Annotated in this window: 22 protein-coding genes; 11 read left to right on the forward strand and 11 right to left on the reverse strand. The window is 42.2% G+C overall.

Annotated features, from left to right (window positions below):
- Nucleotides 1-104: 104 nt before the first annotated feature.
- Nucleotides 105-1,595 (reverse strand): SdrD B-like domain-containing protein, encoded by a 1,491-nt coding sequence (locus HCJ66_RS03405; RefSeq protein ID WP_187131888.1) that lies wholly within the window; start codon nt 1,593-1,595, stop codon nt 105-107.
- A gap of 524 nt (nt 1,596-2,119) precedes the next feature.
- Between HCJ66_RS03405 and HCJ66_RS03410 the strand changes: the two genes are divergently transcribed.
- Genes HCJ66_RS03410 through HCJ66_RS03430 form a run of 5 tightly spaced genes read left to right on the forward strand, consistent with a single transcriptional unit; the run spans nt 2,120 to nt 8,040 of the window.
- The gene (locus HCJ66_RS03410) at nt 2,120-2,563 is read left to right on the forward strand and encodes a PTS fructose transporter subunit IIA (protein WP_187131889.1); all 444 of its coding nucleotides are present in this window, start codon (nt 2,120-2,122) and stop codon (nt 2,561-2,563) included.
- 16 nt (nt 2,564-2,579) lie between these two features.
- Nucleotides 2,580-4,052 (forward strand): PTS fructose-like transporter subunit IIBC, encoded by a 1,473-nt coding sequence (locus tag HCJ66_RS03415; protein ID WP_187131890.1) that lies wholly within the window; start codon nt 2,580-2,582, stop codon nt 4,050-4,052.
- Complete coding sequence (locus tag HCJ66_RS03420) at nt 4,006-5,067, forward strand: zinc-binding metallopeptidase family protein (RefSeq protein WP_187131891.1); 1,062 nt, start codon at nt 4,006-4,008, stop codon at nt 5,065-5,067. Before HCJ66_RS03415 ends, HCJ66_RS03420 begins: the two co-directional genes overlap by 47 nt.
- A 56-nt stretch (nt 5,068-5,123) precedes the next feature.
- Complete coding sequence (locus HCJ66_RS03425) at nt 5,124-6,299, forward strand: MalY/PatB family protein (RefSeq protein ID WP_187131892.1); 1,176 nt, start codon at nt 5,124-5,126, stop codon at nt 6,297-6,299.
- Nucleotides 6,300-6,303: 4 nt separating this feature from the next.
- The gene (locus HCJ66_RS03430; RefSeq protein WP_187131893.1) at nt 6,304-8,040 is read left to right on the forward strand and encodes a PTS sugar transporter subunit IIA; all 1,737 of its coding nucleotides are present in this window, start codon (nt 6,304-6,306) and stop codon (nt 8,038-8,040) included.
- A 48-nt stretch (nt 8,041-8,088) separates the two neighbouring features.
- Here the strand turns inward: HCJ66_RS03430 and HCJ66_RS03435 are convergent, their stop codons facing one another.
- The 4 genes from HCJ66_RS03435 to HCJ66_RS03450 form a co-directional block, all read right to left on the reverse strand.
- Entirely contained in the window at nt 8,089-10,440 is a 2,352-nt protein-coding gene (locus tag HCJ66_RS03435; protein ID WP_187131894.1) for a polysaccharide lyase 8 family protein, read from the reverse strand.
- A gap of 315 nt (nt 10,441-10,755) precedes the next feature.
- The gene (locus HCJ66_RS03440) at nt 10,756-11,184 is read right to left on the reverse strand and encodes a hypothetical protein (protein WP_187131895.1); all 429 of its coding nucleotides are present in this window, start codon (nt 11,182-11,184) and stop codon (nt 10,756-10,758) included.
- Nucleotides 11,185-11,248: 64 nt separating this feature from the next.
- Nucleotides 11,249-11,887: a hypothetical protein gene (locus tag HCJ66_RS03445; RefSeq protein ID WP_187131896.1), complete on the reverse strand. Its 639-nt coding sequence runs from the start codon at nt 11,885-11,887 to the stop codon at nt 11,249-11,251.
- On the reverse strand, nt 11,884-12,303 hold the full coding sequence (locus HCJ66_RS03450) for a permease prefix domain 1-containing protein (RefSeq protein WP_181677145.1): 420 nt from the start codon (nt 12,301-12,303) through the stop codon (nt 11,884-11,886). Before HCJ66_RS03450 ends, HCJ66_RS03445 begins: the two co-directional genes overlap by 4 nt.
- Before the next feature lie 559 nt (nt 12,304-12,862).
- On the opposite strand from HCJ66_RS03450, the gene HCJ66_RS03455 reads away from it, so the two are divergent.
- The 4 genes from HCJ66_RS03455 (at nt 12,863) to HCJ66_RS03470 (ending at nt 16,835) form a co-directional block, all read left to right on the forward strand.
- Entirely contained in the window at nt 12,863-13,684 is an 822-nt protein-coding gene (locus HCJ66_RS03455) for an alpha/beta hydrolase (protein WP_187131897.1), read from the forward strand.
- A gap of 73 nt (nt 13,685-13,757) precedes the next feature.
- On the forward strand, nt 13,758-14,447 hold the full coding sequence (locus HCJ66_RS03460) for an amino acid racemase (RefSeq protein ID WP_187131898.1): 690 nt from the start codon (nt 13,758-13,760) through the stop codon (nt 14,445-14,447).
- Between the two features lie 63 nt (nt 14,448-14,510).
- Nucleotides 14,511-15,626: a dual-specificity RNA methyltransferase RlmN gene (gene rlmN / locus HCJ66_RS03465; protein ID WP_187131899.1), complete on the forward strand. Its 1,116-nt coding sequence runs from the start codon at nt 14,511-14,513 to the stop codon at nt 15,624-15,626.
- Nucleotides 15,627-15,884: 258 nt separating this feature from the next.
- Nucleotides 15,885-16,835, forward strand: a complete 951-nt coding sequence (locus HCJ66_RS03470; protein WP_187131900.1) for a quinone oxidoreductase family protein — start codon at nt 15,885-15,887, stop codon at nt 16,833-16,835.
- Nucleotides 16,836-16,888: 53 nt separating this feature from the next.
- Here HCJ66_RS03470 and HCJ66_RS03475 read toward each other — a convergent pair whose 3' ends face one another.
- The 4 genes from HCJ66_RS03475 to HCJ66_RS03490 form a co-directional block, all read right to left on the reverse strand.
- Nucleotides 16,889-18,349 carry an AcpB/EbpR/MafR family transcriptional regulator gene (locus HCJ66_RS03475; RefSeq protein WP_187131901.1) on the reverse strand — a complete coding sequence of 487 codons (1,461 nt, stop codon included), beginning with the start codon at nt 18,347-18,349 and terminating at the stop codon, nt 16,889-16,891.
- A gap of 121 nt (nt 18,350-18,470) precedes the next feature.
- A complete protein-coding gene (locus HCJ66_RS03480) occupies nt 18,471-19,376 on the reverse strand; it encodes an AEC family transporter (RefSeq protein ID WP_187131902.1) in 906 nt (301 codons plus the stop codon).
- Nucleotides 19,377-19,504: 128 nt separating this feature from the next.
- Complete coding sequence (locus HCJ66_RS03485; RefSeq protein WP_187131903.1) at nt 19,505-20,986, reverse strand: DHA2 family efflux MFS transporter permease subunit; 1,482 nt, start codon at nt 20,984-20,986, stop codon at nt 19,505-19,507.
- Nucleotides 20,987-21,201: 215 nt separating this feature from the next.
- Nucleotides 21,202-22,167, reverse strand: a complete 966-nt coding sequence (locus HCJ66_RS03490; RefSeq protein ID WP_187131904.1) for a cation diffusion facilitator family transporter — start codon at nt 22,165-22,167, stop codon at nt 21,202-21,204.
- 257 nt (nt 22,168-22,424) lie between these two features.
- Between HCJ66_RS03490 and HCJ66_RS03495 the strand changes: the two genes are divergently transcribed.
- Nucleotides 22,425-23,855, forward strand: a complete 1,431-nt coding sequence (locus HCJ66_RS03495; RefSeq protein ID WP_187131905.1) for a DEAD/DEAH box helicase — start codon at nt 22,425-22,427, stop codon at nt 23,853-23,855.
- A 28-nt stretch (nt 23,856-23,883) separates the two neighbouring features.
- Here the strand turns inward: HCJ66_RS03495 and HCJ66_RS03500 are convergent, their stop codons facing one another.
- Nucleotides 23,884-24,279, reverse strand: a complete 396-nt coding sequence (locus tag HCJ66_RS03500) for a (deoxy)nucleoside triphosphate pyrophosphohydrolase (RefSeq protein ID WP_187131989.1) — start codon at nt 24,277-24,279, stop codon at nt 23,884-23,886.
- A 138-nt stretch (nt 24,280-24,417) separates the two neighbouring features.
- On the opposite strand from HCJ66_RS03500, the gene HCJ66_RS03505 reads away from it, so the two are divergent.
- Nucleotides 24,418-25,113, forward strand: a complete 696-nt coding sequence (locus tag HCJ66_RS03505; protein ID WP_187131906.1) for a type II toxin-antitoxin system PemK/MazF family toxin — start codon at nt 24,418-24,420, stop codon at nt 25,111-25,113.
- 734 nt (nt 25,114-25,847) lie between these two features.
- Here HCJ66_RS03505 and HCJ66_RS03510 read toward each other — a convergent pair.
- Nucleotides 25,848-26,726: an NgoPII family restriction endonuclease gene (locus HCJ66_RS03510; RefSeq protein WP_187131907.1), complete on the reverse strand. Its 879-nt coding sequence runs from the start codon at nt 26,724-26,726 to the stop codon at nt 25,848-25,850.
- Nucleotides 26,727-26,815 lie beyond the last annotated feature (89 nt).

The following is a 26,815-nucleotide window of genomic DNA, read 5'->3' on the forward strand; positions in this document are numbered from 1 at the left end:
TCACTCTCATGCATATTGGGGTTGTAACTCATTTCATTTCGAACAACCCCAACAAAAAAAACCATTATTCGACGGATTTGGCGTCGAATAATGGCTTTTGAAAATTAAGGTAATAACGGTATGTTTTGCTTGATTTCTTGGATAGAGCTCTTCGAATCAAACGTATACGCACCAACTAAACGTAGGCCTTGTAATGCAGGAGGAACTGTTCCTGTGTATACTGGGTTATAGCCGTTTGTGCCATCGATACCAATGTAGATTGTTTTATCAAATGCTAACTTATCTAGTGTGAATTTGGTAATAAGCGAGGATGTTGTTACGGATTGGATGACGTTTCCGTTTGCATCGTAAGCTGTTACTTTTGTTGCTTTACCAAACTCTAGTAGGTCTTTTTTGCCGTTCTTGTTTTTATCCACGAAAAGATCACCAGTGATGACTGGGAGTTTACGAATTCCGAATTGGAAGTCTGTTGTTTTCGTGAATTTTAGAGCTGTTAGGTCATAAGAGTTGCCCCAGATGTCGACTTTTGCAAAACGCATGGCTGGGATGTGGTTTAGTAGTGTTGCAACAGATTGGACATCGGCAAGCGTTGCATTGACACTTGTTGCAGCGTCAGTACCTAGAACTTTTTCTACATCTACTTTTTCTACGGCTTTAATGGCTTTTGGTAGGAAGTTTGCAAGAGCCTTGATGTAGTCGTTGTTCGGTGTTGTTGAGATGTCGCCTGTGTCGAGCAATGTTGGGTTATCCAAAATTCCTTGGATGTCGCCACCTGAAATGATGTCGATAATAGCCGTTACTTTATTGATGTTACCAAGTAGATCGCCAACTGTTAGATTAAATGGTGAACGAACCATCACGTACATGCCTGGATCAACGTTTGGCATTGTGATTGCGGCACCTTTAGCGCTTGTTCTGAAAAGGATCGCGTCTTCGATGTCTAAGCTACCGCCGAGCGCGCCCATAATTTTAGAGTTTAAATCAAGTTCTGATAAACGACCGCTTGAAATAAGGTCTGCTGTTTTTTCTAAGTTAATGAAGATAAGTGTTTTTCCATCTGAAATGGATTCGTTGCTGTCTTTCATGCCGTTACCATTTAAGTCTTGAAAAGGTGTCATTGTGAGGTTTGTTGTTTTCTTTGTTGCTAAGTCTGCCCAAGTGACTACGTTCAGCGTGTTGATTGTGATTGCCGCGATGCCTGGAATTTGTTTGCCAGTTGCGTCTGTTGCCGAATTGCCTTGTACGACTGGTTTTGTTGTTGTTTCTGTGCCGTATTTGATGAAGTAGCTCCCTTTTGCAAGTTTCGTGAAGTTGTAAACACCGACTGCATTTGTTTTAGCGCTAGCAACGGCATTTGTTCCTGCTTGTGCGTCAGCTAGTGTTTTGTGAAGTGTTACGGACATGTTCGCGAGTGGTAAGTCTAAGTTGTGTAATTCCATCACGCCATTGCCATTTGTGTCTGCGTATACTGTTCCAGAGACTGTGTAAATAGCCGGGTTCAAGATACTAGCGTTCGCTGCTGGTGCAAAAGATGCAAAAAAGACCGCAAAAATAATGACTAAAGCAGCAAAGCGTTTATTGAAAAACTGTTTCATTAATAATTCCTCCCTTTTCGGTTCTCATTTTAGTTTAGCGGGTGAACTAGTAAAAGGCAATGGGATGGAAAATATAGAACGGGAGGGAAATAGGTCATTTTGACGCCGTTTTTAAAATGTTATATTTATTCCTAATAAAATCAATGGAGTTACTGTTTTTCATAAAAATAAGCATAAAAGTATTATTTAGTTATTTAAAAGAAAAATGCATTTTAATCTAAATGAGGAAAAAAGTTTGAGTTTCTGCAATAGAATGGCTAATTGAATAAACATAAGAAACAATTTTGCCGTAAACGTTCATAAAGATTTCACATATAGGAAATGGGGCTTGCTTTGAGTAGGATACGTATAAGGGTATATCTATAAAAGTTTTAATTATAACTTTAATGTAGGTTCCTATACATTATGTCATCATCGGTGTGACATTTCTATTGTTTTATTAGTAAGCGTTATCAACTATACTGAAATAGGACAAGGAAACAGTGTCAATGTGGCAAGTAAATAGAATTTGGAGTTGAGTGAAAATGGAAATCATGACAATTAGTGGAATAAACTTAGAGATGCAAGGAAAGACAAAACCGGAAATTTTGCAAGAGTTTGCGGACTTGGCTGTTGTGAATGGCAAGGTGACGGATGCGGCGGGTTTTTATAAGGATCTTTGTTTGCGGGAAGAGGAGTCGACTACTGGATTCGGCGGCGGTATTGCGATTCCACATGCGAAATCGGCTTTTGTAGCGGAGGTTGGCGTTTTAGTTGGTCGTGGGGAGCATCAAGTGGCTTGGGAAGCGATGGATGATCAGCCGGTGCATTGCTGGATTTGCTTGCTTGTTCCGGAAACTGGCGGGCAGGAACATTTACGGCTGTTGTCGCAGTTGAGCCGGAAACTGATGGATCCTGAATTTGTTGGGAATTTAAAAACAGGTACAAAAAGCGAGATTTTGACGCTGATTCAAGGCGTTATTTCATAAAAGGGAGCGAAGGACGATGACAAGTTTAAACATTGTAGCGATTACGAACTGTCCGGCGGGCATTGCACATACTTACATGGTGGCCGAGGCGCTGGAACGTAAGGCAGTTTCACTAGGGTATACGATAAAAGTGGAGACGCAAGGCGCGAGTGGTGTGGAGAATCATTTGACACCGGCGGAAATTAAGGCGGCAGATTATGTGATTCTGGCGCTTGGACGGACGATTAGTGAGGAAGATCGATTCCGTTTTGCGAATAAGAAAGTGGTGGAGCTGAAGGTTTCGGAGGCTTTGAAGCAGATTGAGACGATTTATGATGATTTGGAAAGTAAAGCAACGTTATTTACGACGGATAGCAATATTAAAATTGGGAATCAAGAGGCGCCGACTGGAAGCGTGATGAGTCATTTGATGGCAGGGGTTTCTGCTGCATTGCCGTTCGTTATCGGTGGTGGATTACTCGTAGCGATTGCGAATATGCTCGTGCAATTTGGTATGCCGTATGTCGATATGGCGAATGGCGATCCGTCGTTTACTTGGGTCGTTGAGACGATTGGTTATTTAGGATTCAAATTTATGATTCCAATTATGGGTGCGTATATTGCGAGCTCGATTGGGGATAAACCCGCCTTTGCACCGGCGTTTCTGGTCACGTATTTGGCGAATGATAACACGATGCTTGGAACGGAGTCGGGCGCTGGCTTTTTAGGCGCGGTAGTTCTCGGACTTGCGATTGGTTATTTTGTGAAATACTTCCGAAAAGTCAAACTGGGCAAAGCGTTGCAACCGCTACTTGGTTCGATGTTGATTCCATTTGTGACGTTGTTTATCTTTGGTATTTTGACATTTTACGTATTAGGGCCTGTGATGGGTGGCATGATGGACGGAATGCTTCATTTCTTGAACACGATTCCGACTGAAATGAAACTGGCTGCAGCGTTCTTGGTTGGCGCGATGCTTGCATTTGACATGGGTGGTCCGGTGAATAAAACGGCTTGGTTCTTCTGCTTCTCGCTGCTTGACAAAGGAATTTATGATTGGTATGCGATCGTTGGTGTTGTAGCGTTGATGCCTCCAATGGCTGCTGGTATCTCGACTTTTATCGCACCAAAATTATTCACAAAACAGGAAAAAGGTGCGGCGATTAGTTCGATTATTGTTGGTTCGACGGTTGCGACAGAGCCTGCGATTCCGTACGCGCTCGCGGCTCCGTTTCCGATGATTACGGCAAACACGCTTAGTGGTGGGATTGCTGGGATGTTGACGATTATGTTTGGGATTCAAAGGCTAGCACCTGGGATTGGAATGTTTGACCCGCTAATTGGCTTGATGTCACCGTGGTACTGGTTCTATCTTGTTTTAGCGTTTGGTTTAGCTTTGAATATTTTCCTCATTATTGTACTGAAAACTTGGTGGTTAAAACGGAAAGAGGCGAAACGAAAAGATGGAGACGAATTTACTGAAACAACTGGTGATGGCATCGGGAACTAGTGGTGATGAGCAAGAAATCCGGGAAATTTTGTACAAAGAATTGGTAAATGAAGCGGACGAAATCACATTCGATGGTTTGGGCAGTTTTATCGCGCGCAAGGGTTCCAAGGGGCCAAAAGTGGCGATTATTGGGCATATGGATGAGGTTGGTTTTATCGTGAAGCATGTTTCGGAGGATGGGTTTCTGTCTTTTGATACGGTCGGTTCATGGTGGAATCAGAGTATGTTGAACCATCGGGTGGAAATTCGGACTGGGTCAGGAAAAGTGGCGGGGATTATCGGTTCGATTGCCCCGCATGCGCTGAGTGAGGCGGATAAGGCGCGCCCGATGAGTCATGACGCGATGTTTATTGATATCGGGGCGGACTCGGCGGAAATGGTGGCGTCTATGGGCGTCGCGGTGGGTGATTTTGTTTGTCCAGAGCCTAATTTTGCGGAATTGACGTCGGATCGAATTTTAGGGAAGGCGCTTGATAATCGGGCTGGGTGCGCGCTTGTGACGGAGCTTTTCAAACGATGTGAGAACGAGGAAATCACGTTGTATGCGGTGGCTACGGTACAGGAAGAGGTCGGGCTTCGTGGTGCGCAAGCGTCGGCGGAAGCGATTGCACCGGATATTGCGATTGTCATTGACACGATGGTTGCTGGAGATACGCCGGGCTTTGATCGGATTAAATTTCCGCTAAAACTTGGTTCAGGTGCTGCATTGGCGCTTTTTGACAAACGTTATATTCCACATCAAAAATTGAAGCAGGACTTGATTGATACGGCGCGGAGTATGGAGGAACCGTTGCAGTTTTGTACGATGAAAACGGGGGCAACAGATGGTGGGCGCTATAATGTGATGGGTGGCGGTCGTCCGGTTGTTGCGTTTTGCTTGCCGACGCGTTACTTGCATGCCAATTCGTCGATGATTTCGCGGGCAGATTATGATAGTTTGGCGACATTGCTAGATCAGTTTTTAGCGACGTATAATGCGGAAAAACATGCGACGATTTGTCGTTATATTGGATAAAATTCGGAAAGCTCGGCGGACGCGCGGGGCTTTTCATAGGAAAGAGCTGAATGAACATGGGAAAATACGATTTTAATGAGGTCGTGGATCGTAAAAATACATATTGTACGCAGTGGGATTATATTGAGGATCGGTTTGGTGAAGCGGATTTACTGCCATTTTCGATTTCGGATACGGAGTTTCGGGTTGCAACGCCAGTGCTTGAGGCGATTCAGGAACGGGTTGCGCACGGTGTTTTTGGCTATTCGAGGTGGAATCATGAGGCGTTTAAGGGGAGTATTATTGATTGGTATCAGAAGCGCTTCGATGCGCATTTTGACATGGATTGGGTGTTATATAGTCCTACGGTTTGTTATGCGATTTCGGTTTTAATACGCTTGAAAAGTGTAGAACGGGATCGTGTGGTGGTTTTTTCCCCGATGTATGATGCTTTTTATAGCCTGATTCAGGAAAATAATCGCGAACTAGTTGAAAATGAGCTTTTGTGGGATAATGGTACGTATCGCATTGATTTTGAGCGTTTGGAGGAGCAGTTGCAGGGAGCTAAGATTTTACTGTTGACGAATCCGCATAATCCAACGGGGCGTGTCTTTCAAAAAGCGGAATTAGCAGCTATTATTGAAATTTGTGAGCGATTGGGCGTTTTTATTATTTCTGATGATATTCATATGGATATTGTGTATGGGAATGCGCGCTATACGCCGATTCTGAGTCTGGTGGAAAATCCTACGAACATGTGTATTTGCACGTCGGCTAGTAAAACGATGAATACGCCGGGATTGATGGGGTCTTATTTGTTGGTGCCGGACAAGTTACTTCGTGAAGCCTTTTTGAAGCAGTTGAAACAACGTGATGCGCTTTCGTCGGTCAGTATTCTAGGCATGTATGCGATGATGGCCGCCTACAATGAAAGCGCGGATTATGTGGATGAACTGGTGGTACATTTGGAAAGCAACATGCATTTTCTGAAAAGTTATATCACGAATCACATGCCAGAAATTCATTTTGAGATACCAGAGGGAACGTACTTGGCTTGGCTGGATATTTCTATGCTTGGTGTGTCGAAAGAAGTCTTACAAGATGCGCTGATTCATGTTGGAAAAGTGGCAATCATGCCGGGTGAAACGTATGGTGGGCAAGGATTTTTACGAATGAACGTGGCGTGTTCGCGAAGCAAGCTAATCGATGGTTTAGAACGGATGCATAAAGCAATTTTGACATTAAGGGGGTAAAACGATGCTAAATCAGCGACAAATACAAATCATGGAACGGCTGGAAAATGGCAAAGCAAGCGGTTTAGAACTCGCAAAATTAACAGGAACCTCAAAAAGAACGATCTTGCGGGATATTTCTCAAATGAACCACTTACTTCAATCGGTGGGGGAAATCAGTTCTAGTCAAGCGGGTGGATACCAATTGTATATTCAGGATAAAATGGCTTATCGGAAGCTTTTGCATCAGTCAATGTACGACGATGAGCTTATTTTGCTGGAGCTGTTGCGCCATGATTTTCGGACACTCGATGATTTAGCGGCTACTTTATTTTTGTCAAAACCGATGATATCGGAGAAAATTGTTTTTTTGCGGGGACATTATGCGAACCGTTTGGAGATTAAATCAAAGCCGAATTATGGGCATTATTTGGACGAGGCCTTATTCCGAAAAATGATTGTCTTGGCGAATTTGATTGATAAGAATCCTATTTTCTTCTGTGAGCGTTTAGAAATTCCAGAGGGTGAATATGATGCTTTATTACGGAGGATTAGGGAGCTAGACGTGGCAAACTATTATCCAAATATTCATTCTGCCCATCTAGCGAGTTTAATTTTGGCGGCGATTGTTTTGGGGGATAAGGAGGATGCACAGGAAACTTCTTTTTTGGAAGAGTTAGAGCTTCCGGTGGCGGCGCAACATCTGTTGTCACAGTTTTTTACGATGCAACAACGGAAAAGTCAGGCGATTACGGCGAGCGCGATGCAGGAAATTTTGCAGAGGCAAGGAGAGCAATATGGTGCGCTAGTCTTTGATATGGAATTGGTGGAGCAGTTGGTGGGGCATTTGAAGCGAAGTATTGCGTACCCAATTATTTTGCATGATCGCAAGTTGCATAACATTTCTAATATTAAGGCGGTCTATCCATTGGCTTTTGATTTGAGTATTACGTTTGTGGCTAATGTGAATGAGTTATTTGGTATCGAATTGTATGATATCGATTTAATTGGACTTTATTTCTCGTGTGCGATGGAGCGAGGAAGGCAAGCCGCGGCAAAAGTGGTATTATTTTCGGATCAATATGCAGTGGCTAGCATTAATAAACAGATGATTGAGCGGGAGATTCAGACGGTGGAGGTCATTGTCGTGATGCACCAAAAGGATCTGCAACAGACGCTTGAGCAGCAGGATATTAAGTTGTTATTGAATAATCATGCAGTTTATCCGGATATGGATGCAGGTGTGGCATGTATTGAAATTAAGAAAATAATTACGAAACTGGAGTTGCAGGAAATTCAAGACACTTTAGAAAAAATTGATGTCCGCAAAAATATTTGTACTTTTTTCCCCAAGGATTTGGCGATGGATTATGATAACAAAGCGGAAGAAGATTGGGACATGATTGTGCGCGGAATTTGCGAGGAACTTGTAGAAAAAGCGATTTTAACCCCAGATGAAGCGTTTAAAATTCAGGAACGTGAGCAAAAAGGGAATAATTTAGTGATTAATCATCTGGCATTACCGCACTGTACGACGGAACGGAATCAAGCATTTTTTGCTGTTTTTGTACATTTAGTGAGGCCGGTTCAGGTGGATGGAACGCTTGTACAGAATGCTTTGATTGCTTGTGTGAATCCAAATGTGAGTACGGAGTTGAAGGTTTTCAGTTATTTATATTATGTGTTAAATGAGCATGACGACGAGACGATTTTAGGACTACCAGATTATGATGCTTTTATCGCTTGTATTATAAAAAATTAAAGCAGGACTCGCGCTGTGATGCGTGATCCTGCTTATTTTTTAGGATGTTTATTTTCCAAACAGAACGCTAAATGATTTGCCATTTTTAGCAGCGGTATTGATTTGAATGCGCCAGTTCTTTCCTTGTGTTGTGACACTTGCTTCTGGGGATTTACTTTTGATTTTGTGACCTGTAACTTTGGGTACTAAAAATACAATTTTACTTTGTTCCATCGATGGGTCTGATAATGTGACTTTTTGTAATGTCGCGGATTTGCGGATCATGATGGAGCCGCGGGTTTGAGCTACGATACCGTTTAGCGTGCTAGCTTGGCGGAAATTTGCCATCCAAAGATTCTGCGATTTATCGAACACGGCTTGTTGATTTAGATTGTTAGCGCGGATTTCGATATCGATTTTTTTGCTGTAAGCTTCGGTTGCTTGTTTGGATTTTCCTGGTAGTAGGATGTAGCTGTAGGATTTATTTGTTGGTTTTTTGCCGTGGGAGATCGTGATGCCTGCATAGTTTGCGCTCACTAGTTCGTTGCGATTTCGAATGTTTAGTGTATTCCAGTTGCCTGCCTTTGTTTTTTTGTAGGCTGTGACGTTGGTGGCGGTCGGGAAAACGTAGCCGATACTTTGACTTGGGCTTGCACCGTTTAGATAGGCCCACTTGGTCGTGATATTTTTGGTTTGACCGAGATTTATTGTTTGACCGCCAACGACGAATGTATTGAGATTCGTATGGAGCAATTTACGGTTTTCAACAATAGTTTCAGTGTTTAGATTTTCTTTTGAGGTGATGCCGGCTCCTAAAGCGACGATTCTACCGTTTAAAAAGAACCAGGATTTGCGTGCATCGAGCGTGCTTCCAGTCACATTTTTCATGTTGTAGTGCATCGTTGCTGAGCCGTTTTGTTGATCGGAGACGCCGCCAGACCAGGGTTGGGGGTTGAAGTATTTGGCATTGTCTACGGTAATCGGTTTTGTTTTATGATCGGTGGTGGTACCCGCGAGACTAGTCATGTCAACGGTTGGGTAGTAATTGCCCTCGTATGCTTCATCGCCATTATAGAGATAAAGGGAGCCGGTACCTGTATAGTAGCCGAGTTTGTTTTGGCCACCGATACTTTCAAAAGCGGATACTTTTTTAGAAAACATACTGATTCCAGCGACATAAGAGGGTTTTGTGTCAACCATTTGACTTGCACTGGCAATCATTTTGTTTTGGGTCCGCGTTGGATAGGTGGCAGAGATTTTTTTGTTCAACAAGATAGCTTGGAATGCTTGGGCTTGTGGCAGTGTTAGATTTTTATAGAAATCAGTTTTTAAGGATTGACTGATAATTGAAGATTTTATAATATTGGCATATTTCGCGCGATATGCGATATTTGTATTTTTTTGACTGATGGTAAACATATCATAGATTATTGTGTGCGCGACTTGTTCATTTGTAACAGCTTTTAGCGAAACGCCACGGCCTCGGGTCATATCCAGCACCTCATCTTTATAGAGAGCGGGAAGGTACGTATTATCGAGGTAGCTGAACATGGTTGGGAGGGAGCGGAAACTGCCAAAGGATTTCGTACCAGCCAGCAATTGATAAAAATCAGCACTTCTAGCTAAAACATCAGCGCCGTAACCAGTTGTGTACGGTGTATTGGTGTGTTGAATGAATGATCCATCTGCATAAAAACCGTCGCCAGAAGTGACTGGTGTGTAAACGCGCCTTACAATTTCAGCACCGAGATTTATTTTGGATTGGTCATTCCCTATAACACCCCGTAATGTTATTACAAAGCCTTTATTAATGCGGTTAGCACCAGTTCCAATCGTCCGTTCACCAGCAGTTGCTGGTTCAAAATGATCAATAGCTTTTAGATAAGTTTGTAGAGTAGCAGCAGGGAGGTCTGTTTTCATTAAGGCTAATGTATTCACAAGCGCAATAGGTGTACCAATTTGCAAATCATACCAGTTATAAGGGGATGATGCGTTGACTTTTTCATTATAGATATTGGTGTGAAACCAGTTTAGTGAGTAGAGAATATCTTGTTTAAGTGCTGGTTTGTGATAGTAAATCGAGTTTGGTGTTTGGTATAAAATCGCCATTTTTTGAATGTTTGAAGCGATAATGGTGATTTGTGTAGAAGTCGTTTTCCAAGCTGTAATGTTCGAAAAGAGATAGTTTTTCTTTGGATCTTTGTTTAGTCTGCTTAGTACGCTTTGCTGTAGTTCGCGTTCCTTTTCAGCTAAAGTTAGTTTTAAGGCAACATTAGAGTTGGGGAAAGCTTTACCAGTCAATGATACTTTCCAGTTGTTGAGTGACATATTTTGTTCAGCGGCTGTTTGAGCATATGTTTTATCACTAATGACGAGTAATAAGGATATCGCTAGAAAAAAGATCATTACGTATTTTTTCATGGTAATTGCACCTCTGTCTTCATATTTTAGACACATTATTTACGATAAAGTGACTTTCCTTACTTGATTACCCAAGAAAATGCGAGGGAAAACACAAAAAAATATATAAAGACACAAAATAGACACATTTAAGAAAGGCTCAAGTTATATAAAAGTATAAAAAGTTACATTTTTTTGTGTATATGGCGAAATGTTTTTAGAATTTCGTGTGAAAAAAATTACTTTATATATATCGACAAAAATTTTTTTTGATAAGCGTAATTTAGACACAGAAAAACCTACTGAGAGTCCAGTAGGTTTTTCGTTGGTTTTGGATTATTTTATTTTGCCTAGGTCTAAGATGATTTTGATTGCGAATAATAAGATGATAAGTGGTAGGAAGACGCCGCCCAATTGTCCACTGAAGATGCTGTTTGCTGCCGATAAAATAACAAACACACTTAGCGCGAAATAAAGCATTTTTGGGACGGCAATGCCTTTTCTGAGCTTGGAGTAATTATTGAATAGTAGTAAGGCAAAAATCGCGTACAGGACGCAGAATACGGATGCTAGAATTCGCGCGATTTGTAAGGCATGAATCGCGTCGGCCCCAACGCCCTTCGTTGATAACGTGAATAGGAAAAACGCACCTAGCAAGGTGAATAGGGCGAACAGCGTACAAATAATCGCGAGCGTTAATGTCATCCAGCGCGGATTTGTCAACTGGGCACGTAAAACGGCTTTTTCGTCTAGTTGATTTTCCATTTTTATAATAGCTCCTTCAAATAAAGTTTTTGAGTCTATTTGAATGTACCATATATGCGCCGAATTATAAAGTTGTTATGTGACGTTTTGCACTAAAAAAGTACACTGAGATTGGCCACCATACAACAGCGAAAATTGGATAAATCGCCCAAATTACGCTTGGTGAGAATGCCCAGTTCATGCCGATCACAAAGGCGCTAATCCAAATACTAGCTTGAATGGAAAAGGCGAAAAAGGACTTGTGTTTGGCATGGTATAGCGATAAAGGCCACCAACCGACTGCGAAAATAATTGCGATGACCCATGGATAGCTTGGTGAAAAGGCAATGTTAAGCAAGGCATAATAGATTATCGTTGTCGTAGCGCCAATCACTGCGGCAGTCATCGTGTAAGCTTTTTTCCCGAAAGCTGTAAAAACAGGCCAGAAAACAAGCGGATAAAGGGCATATAGAACCCAGAGGACGTTTGGCGTTTCGCGTAGATTGATAACAGTTAGCAAGATAATGAAGACAGAGCTTGTGAAGAATGCGAACTGCTTCAAATTTTGGCGGTAAACGAAATACATGGATAAGGGCCAAAGAAGTAGGGCGATGCATGGATAGATGCTCCAGTCGAGCGTTGGTGTTAGGAAATAATTAAGCATGACTAGGAAAAACATACAAATCGCGCTACCGACGATAGAAAAACTGACTAAACCTTTCAATTCATGACCTCCCCTTGAACGCGAAGACATCTAAAGTACATGGCGAGCGGCCACCAAACGATTGCAAAAGCTGGGAAAACGACCCAAAGAACGGTTGGTGTGTAGGAAATATTGATGAATAGCAGCAAACCAATGATGAGCGCCGCACCAACGAGTGAGAATTGGAAATGCGTCCAAGCAAGATAGGCTTTAGGCGGTTTTACACGAGCCTCGGCCAGTTCCATACGTAAATCTGTCAAATCACCGAGCTCCACAATCGCTTTATTGATCGCGTCCTCCTCCGATTTTCCTTGTGCCATAAGAATATCAACTTTGTCCTCGAGACCGTGCAAGATTTCCTCTTTCATGAATAAACTTTCCTCCGTTACCGGAATATCTGCGAATAATTGTTCGACATGTTTTTTAATAGTTATCATTTTTAAAACCTCCAAAGTATTCAAAAATACAACTGCGCGCACAGTGTTCTATCTGATAGAGTAATAATACCACGGATTACTCTATGTGTCAAAGTAATTATTGGGGGACTTGCGAAGAGTCACACCCTGAGCTAGTCCCCCAATATGGCTAGGAGCGTGAGCGAGTTGGCGAAACCGACAAGCGTATGAAATGTGAGAAAAATAAAAACTTAGATTCTATCAGAGAATTAGAAAGTTGGCAAGCAAGAACATGAAAAACTACAGAACAATTAAGGACCAGTAAACGACCGAGCCTCAATATGCATGAGAGTGAAACGAGCATGTAATCCATCAGTGGGCGATTGCAACGGGAAATGAGGAATAATATCAAAACAGATAGATACGCGGAAAACCAAACGCCTGTAGCAGGTAATATGTTTAATCAATCCGACCCCAAATCCCGAACTTCTAAACCAAATCTTCAAAACTTCTTTAAAACCTAATATTTTGGTAATAATTTGTTCATCTTTTATGGGTAAAGTAAGTATATGAGAATGAAACAGAAGGGGTTTGATGTGGTATGTGGCGGAAATTGGCGTTGTTTGGCGGATGTTTTTTTGTGGCAGTTGCTTTATTTGGATCAATAAAGGCATATTCAGCGAAGGTCAAGGATGTTGATTTATCGGACACGACCCCGATTGTGCTTGTTCATGGAACGCATGGAACCGCGAATTCTTTCAACGGGATGATTTCGCGAATCACAGCTACATATGGCAAATCCACGGATAAAGTGATTGTGTTGGTGAAAAAAGATGGCACGTTGGAATATCAAGGAACACTGAGCGATAAGTCGAAAAATCCTTTTATCCAAATTGTGTTTGAGAATAATGATGCACCGATTGACCAAGAGGCTGAGTGGGTCGACTCGGTAATAAAAGATATTCAGAAGAAGTATAACGTGACGCAATACAATGCGATTGGGCACTCGAACGGTGGCTTGGCGCTAACGACGTATGCGGAGGAATTAGCGGATGATTCGTCGCCTACGATGGAAAAATTGGTCGTGATTGGAACGCCGTTTAATGATTTGGATTCGGATGATAATACAGCGACGACGGATTCTGTAGATGTGGCAAATAGAACAGCGGAATTGCAGCAGTATATTACGGCAAGTTCGAATTTGGATGCGAGTTTGAAGGTGCTTTCGATTGCGGGAGATTTGGATAGCGATTCGGTATCGGATGGCGTTGTGCCAGTTCAGAGCGCGTTAGCTTCACGCCTGATTTTTGATGATGCAGTAGCGGATTATAGTGAACAGGTTGTGACGGGCTCGAACGCGCAACATAGTGATTTGCATGAAAATACAACGGTGGACGCGTTTGTCGCAGCTTTTATTTATTGAATATAGGATGAAAAACGATCAATTAGTGGTCGTTTTTTGTTATACTGAAAAGATTAGAAGGGAGTGTGTGATTGTGAAAAAAATCGGATTAATCGGCGGGATGAGCTGGGAATCGACGACGGAATATTATCGAATTATTAATGAGACGGTTCGTGAAATGTTGGGTGAACTCCATTCTGCGGAGATTATTTTGTATAGTGTGGATTTTTATGTGATTGAGCAGTTGCAGCATGAGGGTAGATGGGACGAGGCTGGACGCATTTTGGCGGATATTGCGGTGAAATTGGAACGGGCGGGTGCGGATTTTATAGTGATTTGTACGAACACGATGCATAAAGTGGCACGTCAGGTGGAAGATGCGACTCGTATCCCGCTTATACATATTGCGGAGCCAACGATTCGGGCGATTGGAGCGCGGAAATTGGAGCGGATTTTGCTGCTTGGGACGCGGTACACGATGGTCGAGGATTTTTACAAAGGATGCTATGCGGGAAGTGGGATCGAGGTTCAGATTCCAGATGAGACGGATCGCGACGAAGTGAATCGAATTATTTTTGAGGAATTATGTTTGGGTGTGATACGTGAGGATTCGCGGGTGAAGATGCTGGCGGTGATTGAAAAAGCGATTGCAAAAGGGGCGCAGGGCGTTGTTTTGGGCTGTACGGAATTGGAGTTGTTGATTCGAGAACAGGACGTGACGCTTCCCATCTTTAAAACAGCTGAACTTCACGCGGAATATGCGGCAAAGGAAGCCTTGCGATAAGGCGCCAAAACCGTTATAATTTGGATAAGGCGTAATGAAATTTTGAAAAGAGGTTTTTAAAGAATGGAAAAAAGCTCGATTTACGGGTTAACGATGGCGCAGCTTGGCGACTGGTTTGAGGAAAAAGGCGAGAAGAAATTCCGCGCGACGCAAGTGTGGGACTGGCTTTATGTTAAACGGGTCACAGAATTTGCGCAGATGTCGAACTTGAATAAAGCGTGTGTGGATATGTTGGAGGAGAACTTCACGATGCACACGTTGAACGAACAAATTAAACAAGAATCTAAAGATGGTACGACGAAATATTTGTTCCAATTATCGGATGGTAACTTGATTGAAACGGTTATGATGACGCATTCTTACGGGCTGAGTGTTTGTGTGACGACGCAAGTGGGATGTAATATCGGCTGTACTTTTTGTGCGAGTGGGTTGTTGAAGAAACAACGTGACTTGAATGCTGGTGAGATTGTCGAACAAATCATGAACGTGCAGCTTTACTTAGATTCGAAAGGGCAAGGCGAGCGCGTGAGTCATATCGTGGTTATGGGTATCGGCGAGCCGTTTGATAATTACGATAACGTGATGGATTTCCTTCGTGTTGTGAATGATCAGAAGGGCTTGGCGATTGGTGCACGTCACATTACGGTTTCGACGAGTGGTTTGGCGCCGCGTATTATTGATTTTGCCAATGAGGATATTCGTGTCAATTTGGCCGTGTCTTTACATGCACCGAACAACGATTTGCGTACGCGTGTGATGCGAATTAACAAGACATATCCACTGGAAAAATTGATGGAAGCGGTCGAGTATTATTTGGAGAAAACGAATCGTCGTATTACGTATGAGTACATCATGCTAAAAGATGTCAATGATCACAGGCAGGAAGCGCTTGAACTGGCGGCTTTAATCGGTGAGAAGCGCCATCTGGCTTGGGTGAACTTGATTCCGTATAATCCGGTCGACGAGCACGATCAGTATCAACGTAGCGATACGGAGGTTATTGACGCGTTTTATGAGACATTGAAGCGTAAAGGAATTAACTGTGTCGTTCGTCGCGAACATGGGACGGATATTGACGCGGCGTGTGGTCAATTGCGTAGTAAGCAAATTAAGAAAAAAGGCGTTCGGGAACGGATGCGTGAAAAAGCAGAGGCAGAGCAAGCAGCAGCTGCAGAATAAGCGAATAGGGATGATAGCCAAAGTAAATCGGCGACAAACGCTCGCATTCGATAAATCTGGCGGACTTCCGGTTCTCACATACACCAGTATGCTCCGCTTCCGGCTTCCACCAGATTTATCGAATACAAACGCTTTCGCTCGATTTGTGCAAAGCAGAATTTTCGTCTTACTCAAAGTGATGGGTTAGGCGTTTTTCTGCTCTATTTGGAATTTAACCCTATTTTTTTCTTACATAAATGAGAGATTGGAGACGATTTTATGAAAGCGTTGGTTTTTAATGAGTTTGGAAATTCGGACGTGTTGCAATATGTAGAGATTCCAGATGCCGTAGCAGGAGCGGGTGAAATTTTGCTTGAAACGACTGCGATTGGTTTGAATTTTGCGGATATTTATCGGCGCAAAGGAAACTACCATCTTGTTGGGGAACCGCCGTACATACTTGGTTATGAGGGGGCGGGAGTTGTGAAGGCGCTTGGTGCGGGTGTGACGGATTTCGCGATTGGCGACCGGGTTGCGTTTGTTGATGTGCCACTTGCGAATGCCGAGCTTGTTGCCGTTCCAGTGACACAAGCGATTCCGATTCCTGATGCGATTTCGGATGCGGTCGCGGCTTCTGTTCTGCTGCAAGGCTTGACGGCGAGCTATTTGGCAAAAGATAGTTACGCGATTAAATACGGAGACGTGGCGCTTGTTCATGCGGTTGCAGGCGGTGTTGGCCAGATGTTGACGCAGATTATTACGTCACTCGGCGGTAAAGTGATTGGCCTCACCTCTACGGAAGAAAAAGCCGAAGTTGCACGGAAACTAGGTGCGGAAGAGGTTTTGCTATATAGTGATAATTGGGCAGAGAAACTCGCTGGAAAAATGGACGTGGTCTATGATTCTGTAGGTTCAACGCTGATGGATAGTTTCCAGACGGTACGCGAAAAAGGGACGGTTGTTTTTTACGGCATGTCTGGCGGCGATCCTGCTGCGGTCGATCCACGGATGTTGATGGATACTTCAAAAACATTGACAGGCGGCGATTTGTGGAGCTTTTTAACGAGTAAAGAAGAACGGATTAAGCGTTCGCGTGCTTTGTTTGATATGATTAGTACTGGAAAAATAACGGTGAACAAGCCACGGAAATTCGCCTTATCAGACGGAAAAGCGGCACATGATTTGCTGGAAAGTAGAAAAAGTACAGGTAAAATTTTGTTGATGCCATAAAAAGATAGCAGGTGAGCTGGATTTGTATACATAGTCCAACTTACCTGCTTTTCTTATGCTCTCTGGCGCTCTAAAATACTATCTAACTGAGCGAAATCTGTTAACGAAGGCGGAATATTCCAAAGTAAGCCATCCGCTTGAATCTCCGTCTGTTCATAGAATGGGAAGTCACTGATAATTAAATCGATATTCGAATGTTGTTCGTTCATCGTCATGTCATTACAAATGCGAATCTGATTTTTTGAGTATTTTCGCTCAATTTCTCCACGAAGATAATTTTCCCATAAATAGCCTTTTTTCGAAATGACTTTAATATGGAGCGTATCATAGTGCTGTGTTTGCTGTGTGAGGATACTATAAATATCGGTTAAATGATTTGTAATCACCAACTTATTTTGACGAATAAAGCGGAAATCAGGATGTGATTCATATTTCGTTAAGATTTTATGAATTTGATCGGCGAGAGTAGCTTTTTCTAGGGGAACTTGAGGTAGAGGTATATCTGGTAAAATATTTATGTTATCTATGAAGGTGAAACAAGATAGAAAATCGATCGTTTCGGTAATCGCAAAATCCCTCTCAGTGCTAGGATATTCAGCCAAAATACTAGTAAGTTCAGAGGCGAGCGTATATTTTGGCACATAGGTGGAGGGGCTAAATGTGGCGCGTGCGGTTAGGAAAAAATCGTCTGTATGTGTGAAGTGACTCCAGAAAGTAGAGGCTAACGTGAAAAAACGTTCACTTCTTGATAATGGCATGCCAATGAGTTGTTCAAGTATACTGTAATCAATCGAGATGCCCTCGGGTTGTGAGGCAGCGAATGCGTCCCAAGTTTGTAACCAGTGCTCTTGAAATGTGTGAGTATTGCCTTGCTGCATGCGTATTAAGGAAACTGCAATAGAAATCGCGTATTGGATTCGTGAAGATAGTGAAAAACGGATGTGGTAAAAAGCTTCGACTTGGAGGATAAATTGGTTGACGATTTCATAAGGGATATCTGGAAATGGCCATTCGGTGTACGGGTAGGATTTACTGTAGATTTGGTAGTAAAAAAAACGGAGGTTAATCTCGGAACCTTTAATAGCAAGCGGTTGCGTTTCTAAAATAAGGTTACTTTCGGCGAGATACGTATCGATTTGACGGACGCGGCGATACATCGTAGGGAGGCTAGTGTAATGCTCATTCGCCCACTCAGCTAAGCTCATCTTTTGGCCCGTAAAAATATCCTTTGCCAGTAAATAAAGATGGGAATTACTGACTACAAGGGCATAAAGATAGGAAAAATTGACTTGTTCACCGACATCAAGCAGGATGTTTTTGGAGGAGTCTTCATAAACATGAGCGACATCTGAATCAAGTAGTTCTTGCAGAGACAAAATATCGCGCTCTAACGTTTTAATAGAGCAATCTAAGATGTTTGCCAGTTCTTTTTTTTGATAGTTTTGCGGGGCTTCGAATAGTGTTTGTAACAGGTGGAGTTTGCGATACTCAGAAGCGACGATTAAATTTTTCAAAAAGATACCACTCCTAGCTCATAGATTCACATTGGGCTGTAGGGACAATTAATTGGCATGATGTTTGAAATATTATTTTAGAGAGTTAACTATATCATGAAAATTTTAATTTGTCACTAGTTTAAGGGGAAAGTATCCATAAAACGACTGGAATTGTGACAATACTGAGAACAGTGCTGATAAAAGTAGTGCTGGAAACAAGATCGGGCTTGGTGTTAAATTGGACAGCGAGCAATGTTGTATTCGCGGCAGTTGGCATTGCAGCAAGCAGAATCATGATTTGCTTCGTCATCGTATCCACCGGCAAAATCAGCGTAAATAAAACGGCAATCAGGGGTGAAATGAGCAGTCGCAAAATAAGCGAAATCGATACTTTTGGGATATCAATGCGGCGAAACGAGATGACCGCAAGTTGCATGCCGAGTACAATCATAATCGTTGGAATCGCAGCATCACCAACTAGTTTCACGCATGTCATGACGCTAGCTGGGACCGGGAAATGAACGAGCTGCAAGAGAATTCCGAGTAATGCACCGTATGCGACAGGCATCCGAATGACGCGTTGCCAGACGATTTTCATACTAGCATTTTGCGAACTTCCCCGAGCTGCGAAAAATACCCCAATCGTGCTCATCGCGAGTTGTTGTAGCACCATCAAAATAACTGCAATATCAAGCCCAGCCGCGCCGAAAATCAGTAAAACGACAGGCGTTCCGTAATTTCCATTATTCATAAATGCCGAGGCTAAGATCATCGCGCAGGCATCTTGAATATCGTAGTTCATCACCTTCGCGATCACATAAATAATCGCAATAATTGACAAACAAAGCCCAACGACGAAAATCAGCAAATACGCGTAATCCATCGTCAATGCATTCGTGTAAAACGTATTAAACGCCAAAAACGGCGACATTAAATAAAGCGTCAACTTCGACAAATTCGGAATATCAAACTTGAGCGTTTTCTGCCCAATAAAGCCAATCGCGAAAATTCCGAAAATCGGCAACAAAATCAAAACAAATTCCATCTAAAACACCCTTTTCTTAAGTTAGAAACTCTTTTACTATCTTAGCATATTTTTATGTTGAAAGGAGCTAGGTAAAGAAAGAAACGCATCACTGATGATTTCTCAGCGCATGCGTTTCTATTTTTCGCTTATTTACTTACTGTTTTTTTACCTTGAGGACGGATATCTTTCACGAATAGGCTCAGAATCAAACCTACAACCGCGAAGGCTACGGCAACGAGGAACGCTGCTTTCATACCGTCAAGGTTCGCTGTTAATGCTTGGCTTTGGAAGGCTTGTGGATCCGTCATCGCCAAAGCTTTTCCAGGCATATTGTCTTTCGTTACGTTACTCAAGACTGTAATTAGAATCGCTGTACCAATCGAACCGGCAACTTGGCGAATCGTGTTGTTCACCGCTGTACCATGGCTCATCATGTTCAGTGGCAACGAGTTCATACCAGCTGTCGACATCGGCATCATAACCATCGAAATACCGAAGAAACGCACGGCGTAGAAGACGATAATGTACATAGTAGACGTGTCTTTCGTCAAGAACATGAATGGAATCGTACCCGCGACAAGTAATGTCATACCAACAATTGCGAGTAATTTAGGTCCAATTTTATCGAAAATAATACCGGTAATCGGGCTCATAACACCCATCACGATCGCCCCTGGAAGTAGTAGTAAACCAGAGTGTAGCGCGGTTTCACCGAGAACATTTTGGATGTAAAGTGGTAATACGATTTCAGCGCCGATCATGGACATCATGACGATGGCACTAATAATAGTTGATAACGTGAAAACTGGTGATTGGAAAACGCGAAGTTCGAGCATCGGTTTTTCCATTTTCAATTGGCGCCATACGAATAGGATTAAACCAACCACACCGACTGCGAACATGGTAAGCACAAGGCTGTCTGTCCAACCGTCTGTACCCGCGCTACTAAAGCCGTAAAGCAGGGCACCGAAACCAATAGTCGAAAGTACAATCGAGAGGATATCGATTTTCGGATTCGTTAGCTCTACCACTTTTCTCATGGCGAAAAAGGCGAAGATAATATCAATAACGGCAATCGGAATCAAGATAATGAAAAGCATGTGCCAATCATAGCTGTCAACGATCCAACCTGATAAAGTGGGTCCGATAGCTGGCGCAAAAGCGATAACTAGTCCGACCATACCCATTGCTGCCCCACGACGATCTGGTGGGAAGATAAGTAGGAAAATCGTTTGCATTAGAGGCATTAGAATACCGGCCCCGGCTGCTTGGATGATACGTCCAGTTAGTAGTAAAGCAAAGCTATCTGAGAAAGCCGAAATAACTGTACCGACTGTAAAGACAATCATTGCTGTTAAAAATAGTGTTTTCGAGTTGATTTTACCGATTAGCATAGCCGTAATCGGAATCATAATCCCGTTTGTAAGTAGGAATGCTGTCGTTAGCCATTGCCCAGTTGATGCTGTGATGTTTAAATCTTCCATAATGTGAGGAAGCGCCGTTGATAGAATCGTTTGGTTTAAGATAGCAACGAATGCCCCCACAAGCATTACTGTCATTAGTAACATACGATTATAAGGTTTCCCCTGAATATCAACAGGCCGTTCCATTTGTGCAGTTTGTGTCATGTTCAATCTCCTTTTGATTTAAAAGTAATTAGTTCACTTAATTAACTATTTGATTATTATAGGGCAATTTGGCAAAAGAGTCAATGGAAAACGTTGAAAAAATTTTGGATATAAAAATGATAGCGTTGTCTTTGTTTTGTGACTCCATTTTTAGGACGAAAAAAAATACGGTGAACAGAAACGAAAATACTGTTCACCGTATGTTAACTATAAAATTAGCGACCATCGCCGTATTCCCAATTAGTGATAGTATCGTATTCATCGAACGTCACGAGGACATCAACGACACCTTTCACAGTCAGGATGCTTTCTTCTAGTCGATCTTTGACGTCATCCACCTGAGCGAGCGTCATTTCTGGATCGAGTTCAACCTCCACTTCGACATGGAAAAAGTCGCCTTCTTTTAGTACCGTGATAACTTGGATATCCTGCACGTCGGGATCTGTCATGATAAGCTGGCCAATTTGGACTTGCATCACCTCGTCAGACTCACCAATCGCGCCGGCTGCATTATCAAGAAATACTTTGCCGACAACGAGGAACATGAGAATACCAATGAGGACAGAAGCGATTCCCTCTGCTTGATGGAAAGGCGTATAATAGGAAATAATAATTGCAATCATGGCCAAAAGTCCACCACCAGTTGCGACCGAATCTTCGAGAAAAACGAGACGGGTTGCGGCTTTTGCTTTGCCAAAATTGGCGAGGCTATCTTTGAACAACTTGAGGCCACGCGATTCTAGACCGACATCATGGGCAATTTCACGCATGGCTTTCACGAGTACAAAACCCTCTAGAATGGTACAAACGGCCAGAACGAGCAGGTTAATGAGGAAACCAGTCGATTCTGTCGGATGGAAAATATGGGCGAGACCTTCTTTGATTGTTTCGAATGCCATGATACCAACGATCAGGACAGCGCCGAGAAGCACGAGATTCACGACACGGCCAAAGCCATTCGGAAAGCGCTTCGTTGGGCGTTTTTTGCTGAGCGCCGAGCCAACGAACACGAAAAATTGGTTTGCCGCATCACCAAGACTATGAAGTGTTTCGGCGAACATGGCGACATTTCCCGTGAAGATGTAGGTAGTTCCTTTAATAATGGAGACAAGCACATTGACGATTGCTGCTGTGAGTGCCGATTTGTTTCCCTTTTTTAGTAGTTGAAATATTTCTTTCAAATGAGTACCTTCTTTCTAAAGTTTGATTATAATTTTAGGTGCATATTTTAGCTTTTTAAAATCACTTTATCATGATATGTTGTAAAGCGCAATCAAACTATGTTAGATGGCATGAACGGTCTATTCCTACTCAATTTCGAGCCCTCCAAAAAAGTCAGAAGAGGACTTTTCTTGCGGCCCCTAACAATTTTTTCGGCTCTATCGGAACGTCCCAGTTTTTCATGGTATACTAAAAGAAAAAAGATTGAGGTTGAATTATGAAATTTGATAATATAGGTTCGGATATTGAGAAGGCGCTGGCTGGATTGGGCTATACGGAGGCGACGGAGGTGCAGCGTGAGGTTGTGCCACTTGTTTTAGAGGAGAAAGATGTGGTCGTGAAGGCGCAGACTGGGAGTGGAAAGACAGCTTCGTTTGCGATTCCGATTTGTGAGCTCGTGGATTGGGGCGAGAATAAACCGCAGGCGCTGGTCTTGGAGCCGACGCGGGAATTGGCAGCGCAGGTTCAGGCGGATTTTACGAATATTGGCCGTTTTAAACGCATCAAGGCGACGGCGATTTTCGGGAAGTCTCCGTTTGCAAAGCAGAAATTGGAGTTGAAGCAGAAGAGCCATGTGGTCGTGGGCACGCCGGGTCGGACGCTAGATCATATTGAAAAAGGTACGCTGAGCTTGGAAAAGGTACGGTATTTGGTCATTGATGAGGCGGATGAGATGCTGAACATGGGCTTTATTGAGCAAGTGGAGGCGATTATTCAAGCGTTGCCGACAAATCGCGTGACGATGCTTTTTTCGGCGACTTTACCGGCAGATATCGCGATGTTGAGCGACAAATACATGAAGGCGCCGCAACACGTGGAAATCGCAGCAACAGGCCTGACGACAGCGGATATTACGCATGAAAAAGTAACGGTGAAAGATGATCGCAAAATGGTCGCGTTACGTGATACGTTGATTGTGCAGAATCCGGAGAGTGCGATTATTTTTTGTCGGACGCAAGAGCGCGTGGACGATACGTATGATCAGTTGCGGCGCATGGGTTATCCTGCTGAAAAGATTCACGGTGGTTTGACGCAAGAAGATCGTTTTGGCGTGATGAACGATTTTAAACGCGGGATGTTTCGCTTTTTAGTGGCAACAGACGTGGCAGCGCGCGGGATTGATATTGAGAACATTTCGCTTGTTGTGAATTATGATGTGCCGCTTGAAAAAGAGAGTTATGTGCATCGGACTGGCCGGACTGGTCGCGCTGGTCGAAGCGGGAAGGCGATTACTTTTGTGACGCCGTTTGAGAATCGTTTCATCGGTGACATCGAGGAGTATATCGGCTTTGAAATTCCACAAGTTGATTTGCCAAATGAGGCGATTGTGGCGGCGCGAAAACCAGCTTTTGATGAGAAAATGGAAGAAGCGCCAGTCGTGAAGAAGGACAAGAGCGCGGCGCTGAGTAAAGATATTATGAAGATTTATTTTAATGGTGGTAAGAAGAAGAAACTGCGCGCGGTGGATTTCGTGGGCACGATTGCGAGGCTGGACGGGATTAGCGCGGATGATATCGGGATTATTACGATTGAGGATAACGTGTCGTTTGTGGAAATTCTGAACGGCAAGGGTGCGCAAGTTGTGAAGGCGATGCAGACCGTGACGGTAAAAGGGAAGAAATTGAAAGTCAGCAAAGCACGGAGATAAGTTAGAAAAAGATGCCTAGTCAGCGCGATTAGGCATCTTTTTTCTGCAATTTTTCAACAGCGGGAAGATTGGCTGGTGACCATTTCAAGCCGACCATTTCGCTGGTATCGAGCCATTTCATTGCTTGATGGACGTTCAAAATCGGTTCGCCAGCAACGAGTTCACAAAGAAAACAAGTGAGATGGACGTTGGCGAATTCGTAGGCGTAAACGGTGTGATCGAAAGCCTCGGTTAGCGTGATCTCACAGCCGATTTCTTCTTGAACTTCGCGTATGAGTGCTTGTCCCGGTGTTTCACCAGGTTCGATTTTGCCTCCTGGAAACTCCCAATCGGCGCCGTTGACAGCGGAATCTGCACGTTGGACGCAGAGAATTTTACCGTTCTTTTGGATGATAGCGCCAACCACATGGATATCTTTTTGCATTGGGATTCCTCCTTTTTCACCCCTTATCATAGCATAGTAACCCCTGATTCGTATATTTTGTAATATATGTAAATTAATGATTCCTTTAGCACTGCTTATGTGGTATAATAGCAATACAGCAAATGAGGAGTGGTTGAGATGCGAGATAGAGAAAAATACTTGGCGATGACCCGATTTGATCCTAATTTAGGAGGTAAGGGTGCGGACAATAAGCACATTATCGATGAACCGCAGCTATTTCTCGATTTTTACGATGCGAAGGAGAAGCTAACTCACAATTTTAGAACGAAACGATTGGAAAGTAGCATTAGGTGGTTGCTAGGATTTGAGCGTTATGTGAAAGATAAAGAGACAGCTGTAAGAAGAAAGTATCGGAATTATTCTAAGGGTAGTATTGTTTATGTTGATTTTTTCGGGAATTATGGGAATGAAATGACATATGATCATCCTGCTATTGTGTTGAAGGAACAGGGTGGCTTGCTAATTGTGGCTCCACTAACTTCTAATTCAAGAAAATTCAGAGATAACAATAAATATCACATTAAGCTTGATCGGAATATGATCGATTTAGGAAATCAGAGCAAGGATTCTACTATTTTACTTGAGCAACTAAGATGTATCTCCAAAAATCGAGTACTGAAAAAATTCGGTGGACGAGTTTCAAATAATGAAATACTTGAAAGAATAGATACCGTTGTCATGGAGTATATTGGTGGATTCACTTATAATAAATGGAGAGCCAACCTAGAAGAAAAAGAAGCGATTATTCGAGAAAAAGAAACGGAGATAAGGATGCTTTCAGAACGGATAAGTAAATTGGAAGAAAGTTTATAAAAGTAATTGACATAACCAAAATAATGGTGTAGTATTGAGATATCAAAGGGCCACAGAGTCCGTGCACTAGATGCAAAAAGAAAGCAGCGTTCGAAGGGTCTTGAACCCGTATAAACCCAACAATTTCGTTTCGGCGAGGTTGTTGGGTTTATTTTTGTGTCTGAGATTATTTTACAAGTTATAGCTAGTTCCGCTAATATGAATATATTATGAAATTTAAGGAAATGCTAGTGGAGTTTTTTATGAAAAGAAAACATCTTTATTTGCATCATGGGATAGAAATTGATGAGAAGTTACTTTTAATTTTTTATGGAATTTTTTAATATAAATGAATCAATTTCATAAGTCGAAGAATAGCTTAAACAGCCTGATTTTTATCTTATTTCTCTTGAAAACGAGTGGAAACCGCATCATATCAATGGGGAGGTAAATGGCCAATTTTAGTCATTTTATCTAATCCCTTATTGATATTGCAGCAATGTCATCTGAATTATGGGGAGGTAGTCCATTTTTGGACATTGAAAATCATTGGGCTGCAACGCTTTTGAATTATGAAATTGGTTCAAATGGGAAAATGGTATAAGGTACTTTTGCAAGGAAAACGGTTTTAGGATATAGTTTTTTAGGTGAGTGACTTTCATCAATTATATATGGTGTCAAAAGAAAACTATGTAAGTAATGAACCTAGTATTCGGTACTTGCATAGTTTAATTTAGGTTTCTGGTAACACAAGTTTAATCGGTATAAGTCTCATATAGGTATACTGATATATTTTCTAAGTTATTATTAGGGTTGGGAATGAGTTCTTTGTGTACAATAAGTTTCCCATCATTTATATATTGAGATAGATCTGGCTTATCATCGAGCTGAAGGAAATCATCTTCTGGAATTATTAAGTTTACCTTTGTTGCTCCATCAGGTATATCTGTAAGTGTTAAAAATTGTTGGAAAATTGCTTCTGGATGGGCTAATTCCCACATACCTCGGAGTCTCAAATTGGTATTCCCTAATGGATCAACTCTTTTTATTCTTCCAAACTCTTTGGAAGGGACAAATTCTGAACTTGTTAAGTTTTCAATTGTTTCTTTGATTTTACTTTTTAAGCCGTTGTAAATACGTTCATCTGCGATGAAAGTATTTCCATATGCAAACCAAAGTCTAATTAATTTATCGCTTTCTTTATCCAGATTACCTACAGCGTAAACTATATTTTTTTTATTCCATAATGTTTCCTCATCAATCAGATTTTGAGGAGGAATATTTTGTGTGTCAGGATATATATAGGCTTTTGGAAATGAACTATTAAGTGAGAGAGAGGCATTGCCTTTTCCATTCATTTTTTTTGGTTCAACCCCAACCCCGCCCCTTACTATGAAGTCGGGAAAATTAGTACTATTTCCTTTCCAACTAAGATATTTATCATAAATTTTATTTTTATCTTCTTCTATGCTGTGAAGTATACCACCAGTACAAAACATATCCTTTATAAAGTACTCTAAAGAATCTCCTGCTGTATTTGCTGAACCATTACTTCTAAATAGAGGAGTTAATCTACAAGAATTTCTATCTAGTATGTTTTTTAAAGCGACTAAAACATTTGTTGTAGCTGTCATCTCAATATCATCCCTTTTCTATACTATAATGTTTTCATTATCTCATGAAATATAATACTGGCCAATAGATAGTATATATGTTATGATTT

This window comes from Paenilisteria portnoyi, assembly GCF_014322795.1.
In the GTDB taxonomy this organism is placed as follows: Bacteria; Bacillota; Bacilli; order Lactobacillales; family Listeriaceae; genus Listeria_A; species Listeria_A portnoyi.

Excerpts from the sequence above, each read along its gene's own strand:
- HCJ66_RS03480 (WP_187131902.1), bottom strand. The coding sequence starts at position 19,376 with ATGGAATTTGTTTTGATTTTGTTGCCGATTTTCGGAATTTTCGCGATT.
- HCJ66_RS03450 (WP_181677145.1), bottom strand. The coding sequence starts at position 12,303 with ATGATAACTATTAAAAAACATGTCGAACAATTATTCGCAGATATTCCG.
- HCJ66_RS03455 (WP_187131897.1), top strand. The coding sequence starts at position 12,863 with ATGTGGCGGAAATTGGCGTTGTTTGGCGGATGTTTTTTTGTGGCAGTT.
- HCJ66_RS03440 (WP_187131895.1), bottom strand. The coding sequence starts at position 11,184 with ATGGAAAATCAACTAGACGAAAAAGCCGTTTTACGTGCCCAGTTGACA.
- rlmN (WP_187131899.1), top strand. The coding sequence starts at position 14,511 with ATGGAAAAAAGCTCGATTTACGGGTTAACGATGGCGCAGCTTGGCGAC.
- HCJ66_RS03495 (WP_187131905.1), top strand. The coding sequence starts at position 22,425 with ATGAAATTTGATAATATAGGTTCGGATATTGAGAAGGCGCTGGCTGGA.
- HCJ66_RS03410 (WP_187131889.1), top strand. The coding sequence starts at position 2,120 with ATGGAAATCATGACAATTAGTGGAATAAACTTAGAGATGCAAGGAAAG.
- HCJ66_RS03430 (WP_187131893.1), top strand. The coding sequence starts at position 6,304 with ATGCTAAATCAGCGACAAATACAAATCATGGAACGGCTGGAAAATGGC.
- HCJ66_RS03415 (WP_187131890.1), top strand. The coding sequence starts at position 2,580 with ATGACAAGTTTAAACATTGTAGCGATTACGAACTGTCCGGCGGGCATT.
- HCJ66_RS03405 (WP_187131888.1), bottom strand. The coding sequence starts at position 1,595 with ATGAAACAGTTTTTCAATAAACGCTTTGCTGCTTTAGTCATTATTTTT.
- HCJ66_RS03420 (WP_187131891.1), top strand. The coding sequence starts at position 4,006 with ATGGAGACGAATTTACTGAAACAACTGGTGATGGCATCGGGAACTAGT.
- HCJ66_RS03485 (WP_187131903.1), bottom strand. The coding sequence starts at position 20,986 with ATGACACAAACTGCACAAATGGAACGGCCTGTTGATATTCAGGGGAAA.
- HCJ66_RS03505 (WP_187131906.1), top strand. The coding sequence starts at position 24,418 with ATGCGAGATAGAGAAAAATACTTGGCGATGACCCGATTTGATCCTAAT.
- HCJ66_RS03425 (WP_187131892.1), top strand. The coding sequence starts at position 5,124 with ATGGGAAAATACGATTTTAATGAGGTCGTGGATCGTAAAAATACATAT.
- HCJ66_RS03470 (WP_187131900.1), top strand. The coding sequence starts at position 15,885 with ATGAAAGCGTTGGTTTTTAATGAGTTTGGAAATTCGGACGTGTTGCAA.
- HCJ66_RS03510 (WP_187131907.1), bottom strand. The coding sequence starts at position 26,726 with ATGACAGCTACAACAAATGTTTTAGTCGCTTTAAAAAACATACTAGAT.
- HCJ66_RS03500 (WP_187131989.1), bottom strand. The coding sequence starts at position 24,279 with ATGCAAAAAGATATCCATGTGGTTGGCGCTATCATCCAAAAGAACGGT.
- HCJ66_RS03435 (WP_187131894.1), bottom strand. The coding sequence starts at position 10,440 with ATGAAAAAATACGTAATGATCTTTTTTCTAGCGATATCCTTATTACTC.